General features: G+C 71.7%; 13 protein-coding genes. 5 read left to right on the top strand and 8 right to left on the bottom strand.

Annotated elements, in window-relative coordinates:
• Window positions 1–33: 33 nt before the first annotated feature.
• The 3 genes from P3T39_RS11775 to P3T39_RS11765 all read right to left on the bottom strand — a co-directional run bounded on the left by P3T39_RS11775 (window position 34) and on the right by P3T39_RS11765 (window position 2,048).
• Entirely contained in the window at window positions 34–522 is a 489-nt protein-coding gene (locus tag P3T39_RS11775) for an ATP-binding protein (protein WP_280697431.1), read from the bottom strand.
• A 116-nt stretch (window positions 523–638) separates the two neighbouring features.
• Window positions 639–1,001 (bottom strand): hypothetical protein, encoded by a 363-nt coding sequence (locus P3T39_RS11770; protein WP_280697430.1) that lies wholly within the window; start codon window positions 999–1,001, stop codon window positions 639–641.
• 180 nt (window positions 1,002–1,181) lie between these two features.
• On the bottom strand, window positions 1,182–2,048 hold the full coding sequence (locus P3T39_RS11765) for a SigB/SigF/SigG family RNA polymerase sigma factor (RefSeq protein WP_280697429.1): 867 nt from the start codon (window positions 2,046–2,048) through the stop codon (window positions 1,182–1,184).
• An 859-nt stretch (window positions 2,049–2,907) separates the two neighbouring features.
• On the opposite strand from P3T39_RS11765, the gene P3T39_RS11760 reads away from it, so the two are divergent.
• The gene (locus P3T39_RS11760; protein WP_280697428.1) at window positions 2,908–4,047 is read left to right on the top strand and encodes a glutamate--cysteine ligase; all 1,140 of its coding nucleotides are present in this window, start codon (window positions 2,908–2,910) and stop codon (window positions 4,045–4,047) included.
• 80 nt (window positions 4,048–4,127) lie between these two features.
• On the opposite strand, the gene P3T39_RS11755 is transcribed toward P3T39_RS11760, so the two are convergent.
• Window positions 4,128–5,705 carry an adenosine deaminase gene (locus tag P3T39_RS11755; protein WP_280697427.1) on the bottom strand — a complete coding sequence of 526 codons (1,578 nt, stop codon included), beginning with the start codon at window positions 5,703–5,705 and terminating at the stop codon, window positions 4,128–4,130.
• Between the two features lie 572 nt (window positions 5,706–6,277).
• On the opposite strand from P3T39_RS11755, the gene P3T39_RS11750 reads away from it, so the two are divergent.
• The 3 genes from P3T39_RS11750 to P3T39_RS11740 all read left to right on the top strand — a co-directional run bounded on the left by P3T39_RS11750 (window position 6,278) and on the right by P3T39_RS11740 (window position 9,768).
• A complete protein-coding gene (locus tag P3T39_RS11750) occupies window positions 6,278–8,017 on the top strand; it encodes a TIGR03767 family metallophosphoesterase (RefSeq protein WP_280697426.1) in 1,740 nt (579 codons plus the stop codon).
• Between the two features lie 149 nt (window positions 8,018–8,166).
• Window positions 8,167–8,484 carry a hypothetical protein gene (locus P3T39_RS11745; protein WP_280697425.1) on the top strand — a complete coding sequence of 106 codons (318 nt, stop codon included), beginning with the start codon at window positions 8,167–8,169 and terminating at the stop codon, window positions 8,482–8,484.
• Window positions 8,485–9,102: 618 nt separating this feature from the next.
• Window positions 9,103–9,768 carry a transcriptional regulator gene (locus P3T39_RS11740; protein ID WP_280697424.1) on the top strand — a complete coding sequence of 222 codons (666 nt, stop codon included), beginning with the start codon at window positions 9,103–9,105 and terminating at the stop codon, window positions 9,766–9,768.
• 152 nt (window positions 9,769–9,920) lie between these two features.
• Here the strand turns inward: P3T39_RS11740 and P3T39_RS11735 are convergent, their stop codons facing one another.
• From P3T39_RS11735 to nadE, 4 genes are all read right to left on the bottom strand, one after another.
• A complete protein-coding gene (locus P3T39_RS11735) occupies window positions 9,921–10,127 on the bottom strand; it encodes a cold-shock protein (protein ID WP_280697423.1) in 207 nt (68 codons plus the stop codon).
• A 161-nt stretch (window positions 10,128–10,288) separates the two neighbouring features.
• On the bottom strand, window positions 10,289–11,209 hold the full coding sequence (locus P3T39_RS11730) for a PfkB family carbohydrate kinase (RefSeq protein ID WP_280697422.1): 921 nt from the start codon (window positions 11,207–11,209) through the stop codon (window positions 10,289–10,291).
• Window positions 11,206–12,132, bottom strand: coding sequence for a pseudouridine-5'-phosphate glycosidase (locus P3T39_RS11725; protein ID WP_280697421.1), 927 nt, complete (start codon window positions 12,130–12,132; stop codon window positions 11,206–11,208). Before P3T39_RS11725 ends, P3T39_RS11730 begins: the two co-directional genes overlap by 4 nt.
• Before the next feature lie 258 nt (window positions 12,133–12,390).
• Window positions 12,391–13,221 carry an ammonia-dependent NAD(+) synthetase gene (gene nadE, locus P3T39_RS11720; RefSeq protein ID WP_280697420.1) on the bottom strand — a complete coding sequence of 277 codons (831 nt, stop codon included), beginning with the start codon at window positions 13,219–13,221 and terminating at the stop codon, window positions 12,391–12,393.
• Window positions 13,222–13,418: 197 nt separating this feature from the next.
• Here nadE and P3T39_RS11715 point away from each other — a divergent pair, with 197 nt between their 5' ends.
• Entirely contained in the window at window positions 13,419–13,646 is a 228-nt protein-coding gene (locus P3T39_RS11715; RefSeq protein WP_280697419.1) for a (2Fe-2S)-binding protein, read from the top strand.
• Window positions 13,647–13,694 lie beyond the last annotated feature (48 nt).

Here is a 13,694-nt window from a genome sequence, read left to right as displayed (position 1 = left end):
TCGCGATGGTGCGGTGGCAGAGGGCTCGCTCGGCTAGCCACCGGCCTCGGGGCCGCCGATCCGAGCCGCGTCCACCTCGAACCAGACGGCCTTGCCTCCCGCGCTGACCGTCGTCCCCCAGCGGTCGGACAGCAGCCGCACGACCAGCAGCCCGTACCCGCCGGGGAGTGCCGGACGGGGCACGGTCACCTTCGGCACCACGGTGCTGGCATCGCGCACCTCCACCCGGAGCACCGCACCGGATGCGGTGATCACGACCTCGGTCGGGCCCCCGGCGTGCAGGCAGGCATTGGACAGCGTCTCCGAGACGAGCAGAAGGACATCGTCTCCGATGCTCAGGCCCATCGGATCGGACGGATCGCGCGGCTCGGGCAGCCAGCTCCAGTCCGCGAGAGTACGGCGAGTGAACTCACGTCCGCGCAGTACGGGCTCCGCAACGCCGGTCAGCGACAGCGACCGCTGCCGGGGCTGCCGGAGAGTCCCCGATCCGCCGACGCCTCCCGGAGAAGCTGAACTGGTCATCGGGTCCATCTGCATCGCGATTCGATCCGTGCGGGCGTTCTGCGTGTGCTGTACATCCCTCGGTCCGGCGGTTCGTGCGCGGCCGTCCGGGTGGGAGAAGGTCGGCCGGCCAGGCTCTAGTGGCCGAACAGGTGGCGGTGTCGGGGCGGGGCGGCCGGGGTCGTCCCTCCGACGGTGTCAGCGTCCTGCCCCGTGCCGGTGCCGAGCGGGGCGCGCCCGGAGCGGGTACTGCGGGCGTCGCGCAGGGCGCGCGAACGACGACGCATCAGGATCCCGCCGCCCATGACCAGGGCCGCGCCGAAGCAGAAGATCAGGGCAAGGGCGAGACCGGCGCAGAAGACGGCCAGACTGTTCATGGTGGCCAGATCGTTGCCGAACAGGGTCACGGTGTAGTCCGGGCCGCCGGCGAGGTTGTAGGCGATCAGCAGGGCGGCAAAGGCTCCGCTCGCACCGAGCAGCAGAAGTCCGAGCAGCATCATGGTCTGGCTCCTCTCCACTCACGGGGTGTGCGTCTGCCCGGAAACGCGGTGCCCAATCCACCCCGCACGCCCGCCGGCCGGCCGGCCGGTCCCGGGCGCGACGCCGCACCGTACCGGACCGGGTGAATGGCCAGGACTCACCGCTCGCCGTGTCCGGCAGGCACGTCGTCCACCGTCGGTTCAGCAGCCGGACTCCTCGTCCTCCAGGCGGCCGCGCAGCCCGGCCAGTGTGGTGGCGAGGATGCGCGAGACGTGCATCTGCGAGACGCCGATCCGCTCGGCGATCTCGGACTGGGTGCGGTTGTCCCAGAAGCGCAGCAGCAGCACGGTCCGCTCACGCTCGGGCAGCTCCTTGAGCAGTGGCCGGACGGCTTCGCGGAAGTCCACCAGGTCCAGGTTCTCGTCGCACTCGCCGAGCCGGTCGAGCAGGGCGGTACCGGTCTCGTCCGGGTCGTCGTCGCGCAGCGCGTCCAGCGAGTTGCAGCGGTAGACACGGCCCGCGGCGAGTCCTGCGGACACCTGGCGGGGGGTGAGGCCGAGTGCCCTGGCGATCTCCTCGGGGGTGGGAAGCCGCCCGAACTCCTGCTCCAGGCGGTCGGAGCCGCGCGCGACCACCAGGTAGAGCTCCTGCATGCTGCGCGGGACCCGGACCGGCCACGAGGTGTCCCGGAAGAACCGTTTGATCTCACCGGCGATGGTCGGGATCGCGTACGTCACGAACTCCACACCTCGCCGGTGGTCGTACCCGTCCACGGCCTTGATCAGGCCGACCGTGCCGACCTGGAGGATGTCGTCCATGTCCGCCGACCGGTGGCGGAAGTTGGCGGCCGCGAAGCGCACCAGTGGCATGTTGAGTTCGATGATGGTGCCCCGGACATAGCTGTAGGCGTGAGTGCCGCGCTCCAGCTCGCCGAGGCGTCGGAAGAGCGCGTCGCTGAGCGCCCGCGCTTCGGCCTTGTCCATCATCCGCATCTGCTGCGGGCTGGGGCGCGCGTCGGCGGCAGGGGCGGCGGTGATCGGGGGCGTTTCGGCGATCGGGGCGGACACCGGGTCATCTCCCTGAACGTTCCGGGTACCACTACCCGCACGGCAACGCTCGACGCGTATCGACGGCGCGCGGGGGGACACGCGGGAGACCGCCCGCCTCGACTGCTTGCGGCGACGGCGTCCCGGCAGGGGGACCGTGCCACTGGGGCCGGGCACCACCGGGCCGGGCGAACTCGAGGCCGCCGGACCGGAGGGGCACCCGATCGGTCCACTCACTCCGTTTTCCGTTCCTACCCGCCCGACGCGGTGCCAACCCTCACCGCCCGGTCGGCCGACGGTGTCGGGTTTCCGAAACCGGGTAGACGCGAGCCGGGTGACCGGTGCCCCGATACCGGTGGCCGTCACGCTCTGTGCCCGTCAGCTGCCGAGAGGGCACCGGGCCGTCCGCCGAGGATCCGGTCCCAAGCGGGAACGGCGGTACGAGCACATGATGGAGAGCGCACCGGAACGCGACGGGAGCAGGAGACGCACCGAGGAGATCGCAGCCTGGACGGGCAACAAAGGGCGTTCGAAGATGGACAAGAAGCAGGTGTCGCACGCTCCGAGGTGTTGAGGGGGGCCGCCGCGGAGCTGCACAAGAGGCTGAGAGGTGCTGCCATGACCATACCGATTCCGTCGGATCCGGACACCCATCCCCCGCTGCCCGAGCCTCCGTTGCACCCCAGGCCCGGACCGAACGGCGATCCGTTCCCGACCCCGCGGCCACCCGACCCCGATCCGGGACCGCCTCCGACCCCTGGACCCGCTCCTACGCCGGATCCCGACCCGGCACCGGATCCGATGCCCGCACCGCACCACTGAGCACCACTGAGCACCACTGAGCACCACTGAGCACCACTGACCGCTGCCGGGAGAGACTATGGCCGTCCGCCTTCCTGTGCTCGGCGCCACGACATGCGCCATCCAGGTCCCGACCATGGGGGTCGAGGAGGAGTTCTTCCTTGTCGACGCCGACAGCCGGACACCGGTCGCCCACGGCCCACAGGTGATCGCCGACGCCCGCCGTACGCTGGGCCCTCTCGTGCAGGCCGAGCTCTACCCGACCCAGATCGAGGTGTGCAGCAGCCCGACCCTCTCCGGCAGCGACCTCCGCGCCGAACTCTCCTTCCTACGGCGCACACTGGCCAGTGCCGCAGAACGGGCGGGGTGCCTGCTGGTGGCCTCCGGCACCCCGGTACTGCCCGGTGCGGCGCCCACCAAGGTGACCGACACCCCGCGCTACCGGCGGATGGCAGAGCGTTTCGGGGCGGTCGCCGACGGCAGCGGCGGCGGTGTCTGCGGCTGCCACGTCCACCTCGGTACCGCCTCCCGGGCGCAGGCGCTCGCCCTGGCCAACCGGATCAGGCCCTGGCTCCCGATGGTGCAGGCGCTCGCCGTCAACTCTCCCTTCCACGCCGGAAAGGACAGCGGTTTTGCCAGCTGGCGGGCGATCCAGTGGAACCAGTGGCCGACCGTCGGCCCCTCGCCCGTACTGGACGAAGCGGGCTATGAACAGCTCGCCGACGCCCTGGTGGACTCGGGGATGCTGCTCGACCGGGGAATGATCTACTGGTACGCCCGCCCCTCCGAGCACGTCCCGACCCTGGAAATCCGCGTCGCCGACGTCAGCGCCGACCTCGACACCACCATCGTGATCGCCCTGCTGGTCCGAGGCCTTGCCGCGGTGCTGCTGGCGGAGCTCGAAGCGGGCATCCCGCACACGGACCTGCCCACCGAGCTGCTCCGGGCCGCGCACTGGCGCGCCGCCCACGACGGCCTCGCGGGCGAGGGCCTCGACCCGGTGAGCGGCGACCGCCGTCCGATGCGCGAACTGGTCGGCCGCCTCCTCGACCGGGCCGAGCCCGGTCTGGCCGCCGCCGCCGACGCCGGCACCGTCCGCCGTCTGCTCGACACCGTCATGGCCCGGGGCACCGGCGCCACCCGGCAGCTCCACGCCTATCACCGCCGCGGTGAACTGCGCGACGTGGTGGACGACCTGGCGCAGACGACGCTCTCCTGAGCCGGGCCCGGACAACGGTGGGCCGCGACAGCTGCACGGCTGTCGCGGCCCACCGTTGTCCAGGCCCGGCTCAGGAGAGGTCAGTGCGCGGCGGCCCCGTGCTGGAGGACGTCGGCCTCGAAGGCCGTGAACGCGCGCTCCTCACGCCACTCAAGCGCAGCCTTGGGGCTGTGCGCCAGCAGCTGGGCGCACCGGCGGCTCGGCCTGTCGGAGCCGGGGCGGTCCTTGGCGCACTCGGGCACCGGCCGGAAGCCGTCACGACTCGCCCAGAGGCTGCCGCCGGGCAGGAATGCGTACTCCAACGAGGTGCGGGCGAGGTTCTTGAGGTCGCGGTAGGTCAGGTCGTACCTGGCGGCGGCCTTCCGGTACTCGTCGGTGATGTCGATCCGCTCGACGCCGGGGTCGTCCGTCGCGAGCGCGACGGGCACACCGTACTTCCGGTAGAGCGGGAAGGGATGCGCGGGGCCCGACACGCCCAGGATCTGCTCGTTGCTCGTCAGCGGGACCTCGATCATGATGTGACGCTCCGCCAGGGTCCGCAGCAGTTCCTTGTACGGCTCCTCATGGGTCACATCGACGCCGTGGCCGATGCGTTCCGCGTGGCCGGTGAGCACCGCCTCCCTGATGTGGAAGGTGAGGTCCTCGGGCTTGACCAGTCCGGGCACCAACTCGCCAGCGTGGAGGGTGATGTGTGCGTCCGGGTACTTGCCGTGGAGGTAGTCCAGCATCCTCATCTGGAGGTCGTAGTTCTGCAGCGAGGCCTGGTAGTCCTCGGGCTGGACCAGGTTGACGGCGACGAACCTCGGGTCGCGTTCGGCCAGTTCCATGCCGAGCAGCAGCTGGGTGAAGACCCGCTCGGGCGTGGAGGCGCGCGAGGCCTGCGAGATGAAGCGGATCGTCATCGCGCAGCCCGGGGCCGGGGTGTCGGTGTCGCACTTCGAGGTGGTCCGGAACTCCGCCATGGCCCGGTCGGCGTCGGAACCGGCCTGCCGGACCAGGGTGTCGATACCGCCGTCGGCCAGCAGCTTGTCCCGCAGCCGGTCGAAGTCGCTGTCGTAACCGACCTTGGCCGCCAGCGCTGCGGCACCGGAGGACGCGGGCGTCAGCATCGTCTCCAGGTAGGACTGGTGCTGAGTCGCCGCCGTGTCGGCGACCTCGCTCAGCATGCGGCCGGGATGCCGCCAGCTCGCCTCGCCGAACTTGCCGAAGGTGGCGAAGAAGTGGTCGTGCCCGGACTCGGCGCCCGGTACGAAGTCCTGCATCGACCAGGCGCGGATGACCTGGAGCCTGAACGCCTCGTCCGAGGTGGTGTCGGCGGCCGGTCGGCTGGTCGCCGGGCACGGCGGCGGCAGCGCGGTGAACGAGCTGCTGTCGATGCACAGGCCGTCCTCGACGGCGAGTTGCAGCAGGAGTTCGGTGGAGACCGCCCCCGACAGGTGGTTGTGGAGGTCACCCCCCTTGGGCAGGTCGTGGAAGAACGTGCGCAGCTGCTCGGGGCTGCCCTGGATGGTCTTCAGGTAGGCCGAGACGGCCGGCTCGCTGCCGCGGCCCGGCACCGGGGAGGTGGCCGGTGCCGCGGCCTGCGCCGGGACCAGGGACATCAGCATCGCTGCACCGGCCGCCAGGGCGACCGAGGTGCTACGTCGTACAGAGATCATGGGTCCATCCTGACGGTTCGTCACACCTCCTCTGATCGCAACATGCCAGGACCGGTCGTAAACCAGCCATTCGCGGGAGCAGGCCGTCGAGACGTCGCTCGCCACCGGCAAGTACCGTGTGGTGCCGATGAGTTGTAAATCCGATTGCCGCAGCGGGCACCGTCCGCGCAGCCTCCCCGACGTGGCGGTCGACGGCCACGGCAGCGTGGTCGGCATCCGGCTCAGTGGCGAGTTCGCCCGGGTGGATGTCTGCCGCCGCTCCGTCATGGCGCTCTGACACCGTCGTACCCCTGGCCCGTGGCCGGCTCCGGCCGGCCACAGGCCGTGGTGTGCCCCCGGGCAGGTGACCCGGCGTCCGGTCGGCTGCCGCACACGGACGTTGCCAAACGTTCTCGTCCCGTTCCGTCAGGAAGCTATGCCCTGCTCCTACCGATGGGTAATATGCGCCCCGGCCAGCATCGGTCCACGACTCGAAGCGGGCTCCGCACCGGGCAGGACCGCTGCGCCGAACGGCTTCAGGGCAGACCGTCGGGGTACTGCCGGACCGTCAGGAGGGGTTTCGCATGCGTGCAATGACCAGACGTTCCTTTGTCGGCGGTGTCTCCGCCACCGCCGCCGGGGCGGCACTGTCCCTGGCCGGTGGAACGTTCGCCTCGGCGGCCGAGCGTGACCGGGCGCTGGCGGCCACGGCGGCCCGGGCGGTACGGGTCGAGGGGACGACACTGGAGCAGGTCGCCACCCCCACCGGCACCACCGGCTACCGGCGGCTGGCCGCCGGGCCCGGCTGGCCGCTGGTGGTCCGTGCCGAACTCGCCGCCGCACAGCCGGGCCGCGACGACCGGCGCACCGCACTGGCAGGCTTCGTCCAGTTCACCGACCTGCACCTGGTCGACACCGAGTCCCCGGTGCGCTTCGAGTACCTGGCCCGGTTCAACGACAGCGCGCACCGGCCGCAGGAGACGCTGACCACACGCGGAGCCTCCTCCCTGGTCGAGCGGGTGAACGCGCTCGCCGCCGGTCCGCACACCGGCAAGGCGTTCAACCTGGTGATGACCACCGGTGACAACACCGACAACCACGAACACATAGAACTCGACTGGTACCTCACGGTCATGAGCGGCGGCCGTCTCACCCCGAGCAGCGGCGACCCCACGCGGTACGAGGGCGTGCAGGACTCGGGCAGCAGCGCCTTCTGGAACCCCGAGACGTCCTTCCGCGACGACTACAAGGCCAAGGGCTTCCCCCAGCTGCCGGGCTTCCTCAACGCGTCTGGCCGCTCCTTCGACGCGCCCGGCCTCCAGGTGCCGTGGTACAGCACGGTCGGCAACCACGACGACAGCCTTGAGGGTTCGCTGCCCGACCTCGGTCTGCTCGGCGCCCTGTACGCGGGCGACCGCAAGCTCGAAGGGTGCAACGACGCCGACGCGGCGAAGCTGATGGAGGCCCTGCGGCGCGATCCGGCCGGTGCCGCGCTGCTGCTCGGCCGCCTGCTGGCGGACGGCAGTGCGGTGCGCCGGATCACCCCGGACGAGCGCCGACGGCCGTTCACCCTCAAGGAGTTCGGCAAGGCGCACCTGGACCCCGCCTACACCGGACCCGGGCCGGTCGGCCACGGCTTCACCGCGGACGCCGTCGGCAGCGGGAAGCTCTACTACACCTTCCGCATCGCCAACGGCGTCCTGGGCATCAGCCTGGACACCACCAACCAGGCCGGTTTCGCGGACGGTTCGCTCGGCACCGCCCAACTGCGCTGGCTGGAGCAGACCCTGCAGGCGCACAGCGGCCACTGGTACGACGGCGACGGACGCACCGTGCGCGGCGGCCAGGGCAACGACCTGATCGTCCTCTTCAGCCACCACACCAGCACCACCATGGGCAATCTGCTGCCCGATCCGCGCAACGTGTTCGAGAAGCGGCACGACGGCAACGAGCTCGTCTCGCTGCTGACGCGCTACCCGAACGTCGTCGCCTGGGTGAACGGCCACACCCACGAGAACCGGATCACCGCACACGGCCACGCGGTGCCCGAGCGCGCCTTCTGGGAGATCAACACCGCCTCCCACGTGGACTTCCCCCAGCACGCCCGCATCATCGAGATCGCCGACAACGGCGACGGCACCCTCTCCCTCTTCACCACCCTGATCGAGTCCGCCGCCCCGTACGCGACCGACTTCAACGACACCTCCGACGCCAATCTCGCCGCCCTCTACCGCGAGCTCTCGTACAACGACCCGTACGCGACGCCCGCCCAGAAGCTCGGCTCCCCCGTCGACCACAACACCGAGCTGCTGCTCACCAAGCCGACCGGCTGACCCACTCCGACCATCGGCTTTCACCACCGGCTCGACCACCGGCGCCGGTCTCCGGGTGCCTCGCCCGGGGACCGGCGTGCCGTACGTGATCCGGCGGGGGCCGGGCCCCGGTCCTAGACTGGCCGGAGAGGGCCGCGAGGGAGTGCAGCATGCGTCGTCGCCACAGTTTCCACCGGGACCAGGCCGGTCACTCGATCACCGTGAACGTCCGCTCGGGGCGGCTCACCGAGACCGAGCTGCTGGTGGACGGCAAGGAAGTCGGATTCCTGCGCGAGCGTGGTCCCGGCCACCTGCCGCGCAGGCTGACGGGTGAGCTGCCCGACTCCCCCGGCCACCCCTTCTCCGTACGGCTCGACCGTCCGACGGCCGGGCTCCACCTGCCGACCTGCTTCCTGGAACTGGACGGGCGGGACTGGCCGATGGCCGACCAGGTCGCCCGGACGACACCCGACGGTGCACCCCGCTGACCAGGCCCACCCGGCCGGTCCTGCGGACCGGCCCGCCGGTGGTCACCGGGTGGCTCCGTCCAGGGTGCGCCGCAGCGCGCGTCCGGGGAGCGCGCCGGTGTGCCGCCCGTCGGCCATGACCCGGGTGCCGCCGACGAAGACATGGGGGATACCGGCCGCCGGTCGGCCCGGGTCGGCGAAGGTCTCGGCGTTGTGACGGCCGCTCTGCCGCCGGTCCCGCTCATCCTGCCGCCCCCTCAGAACCAGGATTGCATTATGTGCAACGCTGATTGCGCATTACGCGATCCTCGTTCCAGCACCAGGGCGGAGAGAGGGTCAATCGTTCGACGGGACCCGGCCGTGAGCGTGCCGCGCACCGCTGCGGCCAGGGGAGGCGGGTCCGTGGCGGCGGGTGAAGGCGATGATGCGCTGCCAGGCGTCGGTGCAGGCCGCTGCCCAGCTGTGCGAACTGCGCTCGAAGAAGGAGTGCGGGGCACCGGGACAGGTGTTCGCCGTCGGACTCGCCCCTTCGCAGCTGCTCCGGACCGAGGCGCCGCCCCGCGCGGGCTCCCGGACGCAGCGCTCTCCCCCGCCTAGGCTTGGCACGCAACCTGACTGACCGTCACTCCGGGAGAGCCGATGAACGCGCAGGCACGCGAGGTGTTGCAGACCGTCCGCCGCGAGCTGGCGCCGGGTGCGGGGGAGAACCGGCTGGTCCCGCTGATCGCGGAGGGACGCGCGCCGGTCTCCGTCCTGGCCGAACTCGCCGCGCAGCAGCACCAGATCATCACCAGTGATCGGCGCAGCCTGCTGCTGCTGGCCGCCCGCTGCGCCGACACCCCGGCGGGCGGCTGGTTCGCGGGGCTCGCCGAGGGCGAGAGCGAGGCCTTGCATGCGCTCACCGCCTTCGAGGAGGGCTGCGGCCTGACACCCGCCGAGGTGGCCGCCCGGGAACCGCTCGCCGGCTGCCAGGCGTACCCCGCCTACCTCGCCTGGCTGACCCTGAACGGCGAGCCGACCGGCACCGTCCTGGCCCTGTCCGCCAACTTCGCAGCCTGGGGCGGCTACTGCGCCACCGTCGCGCGGGCCCTGCGCAGCCACTACGGCTTCACGGACGCGGCCTGCGCGTTCTTCGACTTCTTCGCCGAACCCGCGCCGGAGCTGGAGGAACAGACCATCGCCGTCCTCGCCGCCGCGAGCCTCAACACCGAGCGGATCGACGGCGGTCGCGGCTACGGACGACTGCTCCAGGCCTACGAGCTGATGTTCTGGAACACCCTCGCGGACACCCTCCCGGCCGCCTGAGCGCCTGACCGGACAATGCCGGAACCGATCGCGGGCACTCGCCGCTCGTGTGGCCCACGGATCACCTGTCCGGCTCAGCGGTCCTGCCGGCGAACGGCGTCGGCGTCCTGCCCCTCCGGCCGGTCCGGGACGACAGGACGCCGTGGAGTCCGCTACCTCAGGGGGACGACATTCTCCGCCTGCGGCCCCTTGGGGCCCTGGGTGACGTCGTACTCGACCTGCGTTCCCTCCGCCAGCTCCTTGAAGCCGGTGGTCTGGATCGCGGAGAAGTGGACGAACACGTCGGGGCCGCCGCCGTCCTGCGAGATGAAACCGAAGCCCTTGTCGGCGTTGAACCACTTCACGGTGCCTGTTGCCATCAGTGCCAATCCCTTGTTCCGAGCCACGGCGCGACCTCGCGCGCCGACCGCAGCCTCGGCTCGGCCACGGCTCCTGATCCTTTCCCTCCCGATGTGCTCTTCGAATCGTCCCGTTCGGCCGGTCGACGCACGCGGACCGAACGGCCTGCGGGTCGGCGTCGTCAGCGCCCGGCATCGCGGTCCAGGGGTGGGCGGCCGCCGACCACTTCGACGGCGGCGGCGCCCGAGCGGCAGCCTGCGGCCGTCGCCTCGGCCAGGTCCGCGCCGGCGAGCCGGGCGGCGAGGAAGCCGCCGGTGAAGGCGTCGCCCGCGCCCGTGCTGTCCACGGCCGAGGCGGCGACGCCGGGGACCTCGGCGATGAGCCGGCCGCGCTCAGCGGCGAGCGCGCCCGCCGCGCCGAGCTTGACCACCGCCTCGCCGTGGGCCGCGCTCAGCCGCTCGGCGGCGGCCACCGGATCCGCCGTCCCGGCGAGCAGACGCGCCTCCGCCAGGTTCGGCAGGATCAGCCCGGCTCCGCCGACCTCGGCCAGGAAAGCGGGCAGGCCCAGCTTCTCGATGAAGCCGGTGGACGCCGGATCGACGCTGACCGGCAGGCCCCACGCGCGCCCGGCCGCATGTACGGTGGCGGCCAGCTGCCGCCCCGGCCGGGTGAAGTAGAGGTATCCGGAGAGGTGGATCCGGGCGACCGAGTCCAGCAGGGCAGCGTCCCAGTCCTCCACGCCGAGGCGGACGGCCGCGCCGCTGTCGGTGACGAAGGTCCGTTCGGCCTCGGCGTCCACCAGTGAGATCACCACCGCCGTCGCCGCCTTCTCGTCCACCACCAGGTGCGGTCGGACTCCGGCGTCGAGCAGCTCGTCGCGGTGCCAGTCGGCCGAGTTGGCGCCCACCCTCGCCAGCAGCCGCACGTCGGCTCCCGAACGAGCTGCCCACGCTGCCGTGTTGGCGCCCGAGCCGCCGGGCCGGAAGGCGATCCGGGCGGCGGTGTCGGTGCCCGGGGCCAGTGCGTTGGCGTGCAGCGCGACTACGTCGGTGACCACGTCACCGATCACCAGCAGCCCGCCGGCGGCCGACTGTCGGGTCATCGCTCGGCCCACCGGACGGCGATCCGGGCACCGAGCCCGACATTGCCGCGCACGGCGGCCAGGTTGGCCTCCAGAGAGGCGCCGCCGGTGTGCTCGACCAGATAGGAGAGGAGGAACGGCGTGATGGCCTGGCCGCTGACGCCCGCGCGGTCGGCCGCCGCGAGACCCTCGGCGAGTACCCGGTCGTGCAGGCGCGGGTCGAGCTGCTCCGACTCCGGCACGGGGTTGGCCACGATCACCGCCGAGTCGAGCCCGCCGAGGGCGTCCTGGGCACGCATCACGGCCGCCACCTCGCCGGCGTCCCGTACCGTCCACTCCACCGGGCGGCCCGAGCTCGACAGGTAGAAGCCGGGGAACTGTGCCGTGCGGTAGCCGAGTACGGCCACGCCCAGGGTCTCCAGGCGCTCCAGCGTGGCGGGTACGTCGAGGATGGACTTCACCCCCGCGCAGACCACGGTGATCCTGGTGCGCGCCAGCAGCCGGAGGTCGGCGGACTCGTCCTGGGTCGTCGTCCACTGGCGGTGCACGCCGCCGAGCCCGCCGGTGGCGAAGACCCGGATGCCGGCGCGGGCGGCCAGGAAGGCCGTCGCGGAGACCGTGGTGGCCCCGCTCGCCCGCAGGGCCGAAGCGGGGGCGAGGTCGCGGAAGCCGAGTTTGCGCAGCGAGCTGTCGTTGGCGACGCGCTCAAGCCCGTCCTTCTCCAGCCCGATGTGCGGCACACCGTCCAGGACGGCGATGGTCGCGGGGACAGCGCCCGCCGCCCGGACCAGATCCTCCAGCTCGCCCGCCACCCGAAGATTGCCGGGCCGGGGCAGACCGTGGGCGATGATCGTTGACTCCAGCGCGACCACGGGCGCGAGACGCTCCAGGGCCTCCCGTACCTCGTCGGAGACCCGGGCCACTGGCATCGGAGATTCCGTCATCTCCCAATCCTGGCGTCCTACCGGCCAGTTCAAACCCGCACCGCTCCGCGCCCCGGATGGCACAGGCCGGATCACGCGCGCCGCACGGACCCGCCGTGGCGGGCAGGTTCCACTCGACGGCCGGGCCCAGGGGCTCCTGGCGAAATGACGAACGGCTCTGCTTCCCCCACCGGGGGGGGTGGAAAACGCGCGCGTTGGCGGAGATCGCCGTGGAGGACGAGGCCGTCCGGCTCGAGACCCGGCTGACGAGGGACCAGCTCAGGGGGCGATCGGCAGCTGACGCTTGTGCTCGGTGAGCCGGTAGCGGCGGACGACAGCCACGAAGGCGGCCTCATCGACCGGCTTGCCTTCCAGGAGGTCGTCGATGTCGTCGTAGGTGACGCCGAGCGCCTCCTCGTCGGGCCTGCCCGGGTTCAGTGTCTCCAGGTCTGCGGTCGGGGTCTTCCCAACCAGCGCGGACGGCGCACCCAGAGCCTGCGACATGGCCCGTACGCGCCGCTTGGTGAGGCCGGTGAGCGGAACCACATCGGCCGCGCCGTCGCCGAACTTGGTGAAGAAGCCGGAGACCGCCTCGGCAGCGTGGTCGGTGCCCACGACCAGGCCTTCGTGCGCGCCCGCGACCGCGTACTGAGCAGTCATGCGCTGCCGGGCCTTGATGTTGCCGTGCACGAAGTCCTGGTGGTGCGCGTCACGGAAGACCGTGCCACCGGCCAGCACCGCCTCCAGCGCGGCGTCGCTGGCGGACTTCACATCGACGGTCAGGACCCGGTCGGGCCTGATGAACTCCAGCGCCAGCTGCGCGTCCTTCTCGTCAGCCTGGGCGCCGTACGGCAGCCGCATCGCGAAGAACGTCGATTCCCGCCCGGCGGCACGGACCCGCTCGACCGCGAGCTGGCACAGCCGGCCCGCGGTCGTGGAGTCCACACCGCCGCTGATGCCCAGCACCAGCGAGCGCAGGCCCGTGGAGGTCAGCTGGTCGGCGAGGAAGGCCACCCGGCGCTCGATCTCGTGCCGTACATCGAAGGACGCGCTCACCTGGAGATCCCGGGCGATCTCCTGCTGCAGGGATATGGACGCCAGGTCGGTCACGGTTACTCCTCGGTCGGGCCCGTGGGCAGGGTCGGCACGCGCCGCCGGGCCGGGGCCACTGGCGCGTGCAGGGGACGGAAGCACTCTAGAGGAAGGCTGCGAAGTCCTGATCAAGGAATGTGACTTGGCAGCCGCTGTCCCCCTTCGGGAGAGGCGGGCGACTGGACCGCATGCCGCGTATTCGACGGGTCTGTCGGATGCGGAGCGGGAGCTGTTCGGCCTCCCGTACCGCCGCCGACGCGGCCGGGACGGCCCGGCTGCTCGCCGAGGACCTGCCGGCCCGCGACCCGCTGCGCGGCACGGGCACCGTCTCGCACCGCAGAGCCTCGTTCCGCCGCTCCACCTGCTGCCCCTACTACCGCGTACCGGGCTCCGGGCTCTGCGGCGACTGCGTCCTCCCTACCGCACCCGGCCGCCGCCGCTAAGCTCTCATAGAGCTCAATTACGTAAAGCTTATGTGTCCAAGACGTCAA

Source organism: Kitasatospora sp. GP82, assembly GCF_029892105.1.
In the GTDB taxonomy this organism is placed as follows: Bacteria; Actinomycetota; Actinomycetes; order Streptomycetales; family Streptomycetaceae; genus Kitasatospora.
The sequence above is the reverse complement of the archived record's forward strand: the minus strand, read 5'-3'. Positions and strand labels throughout refer to the sequence as shown.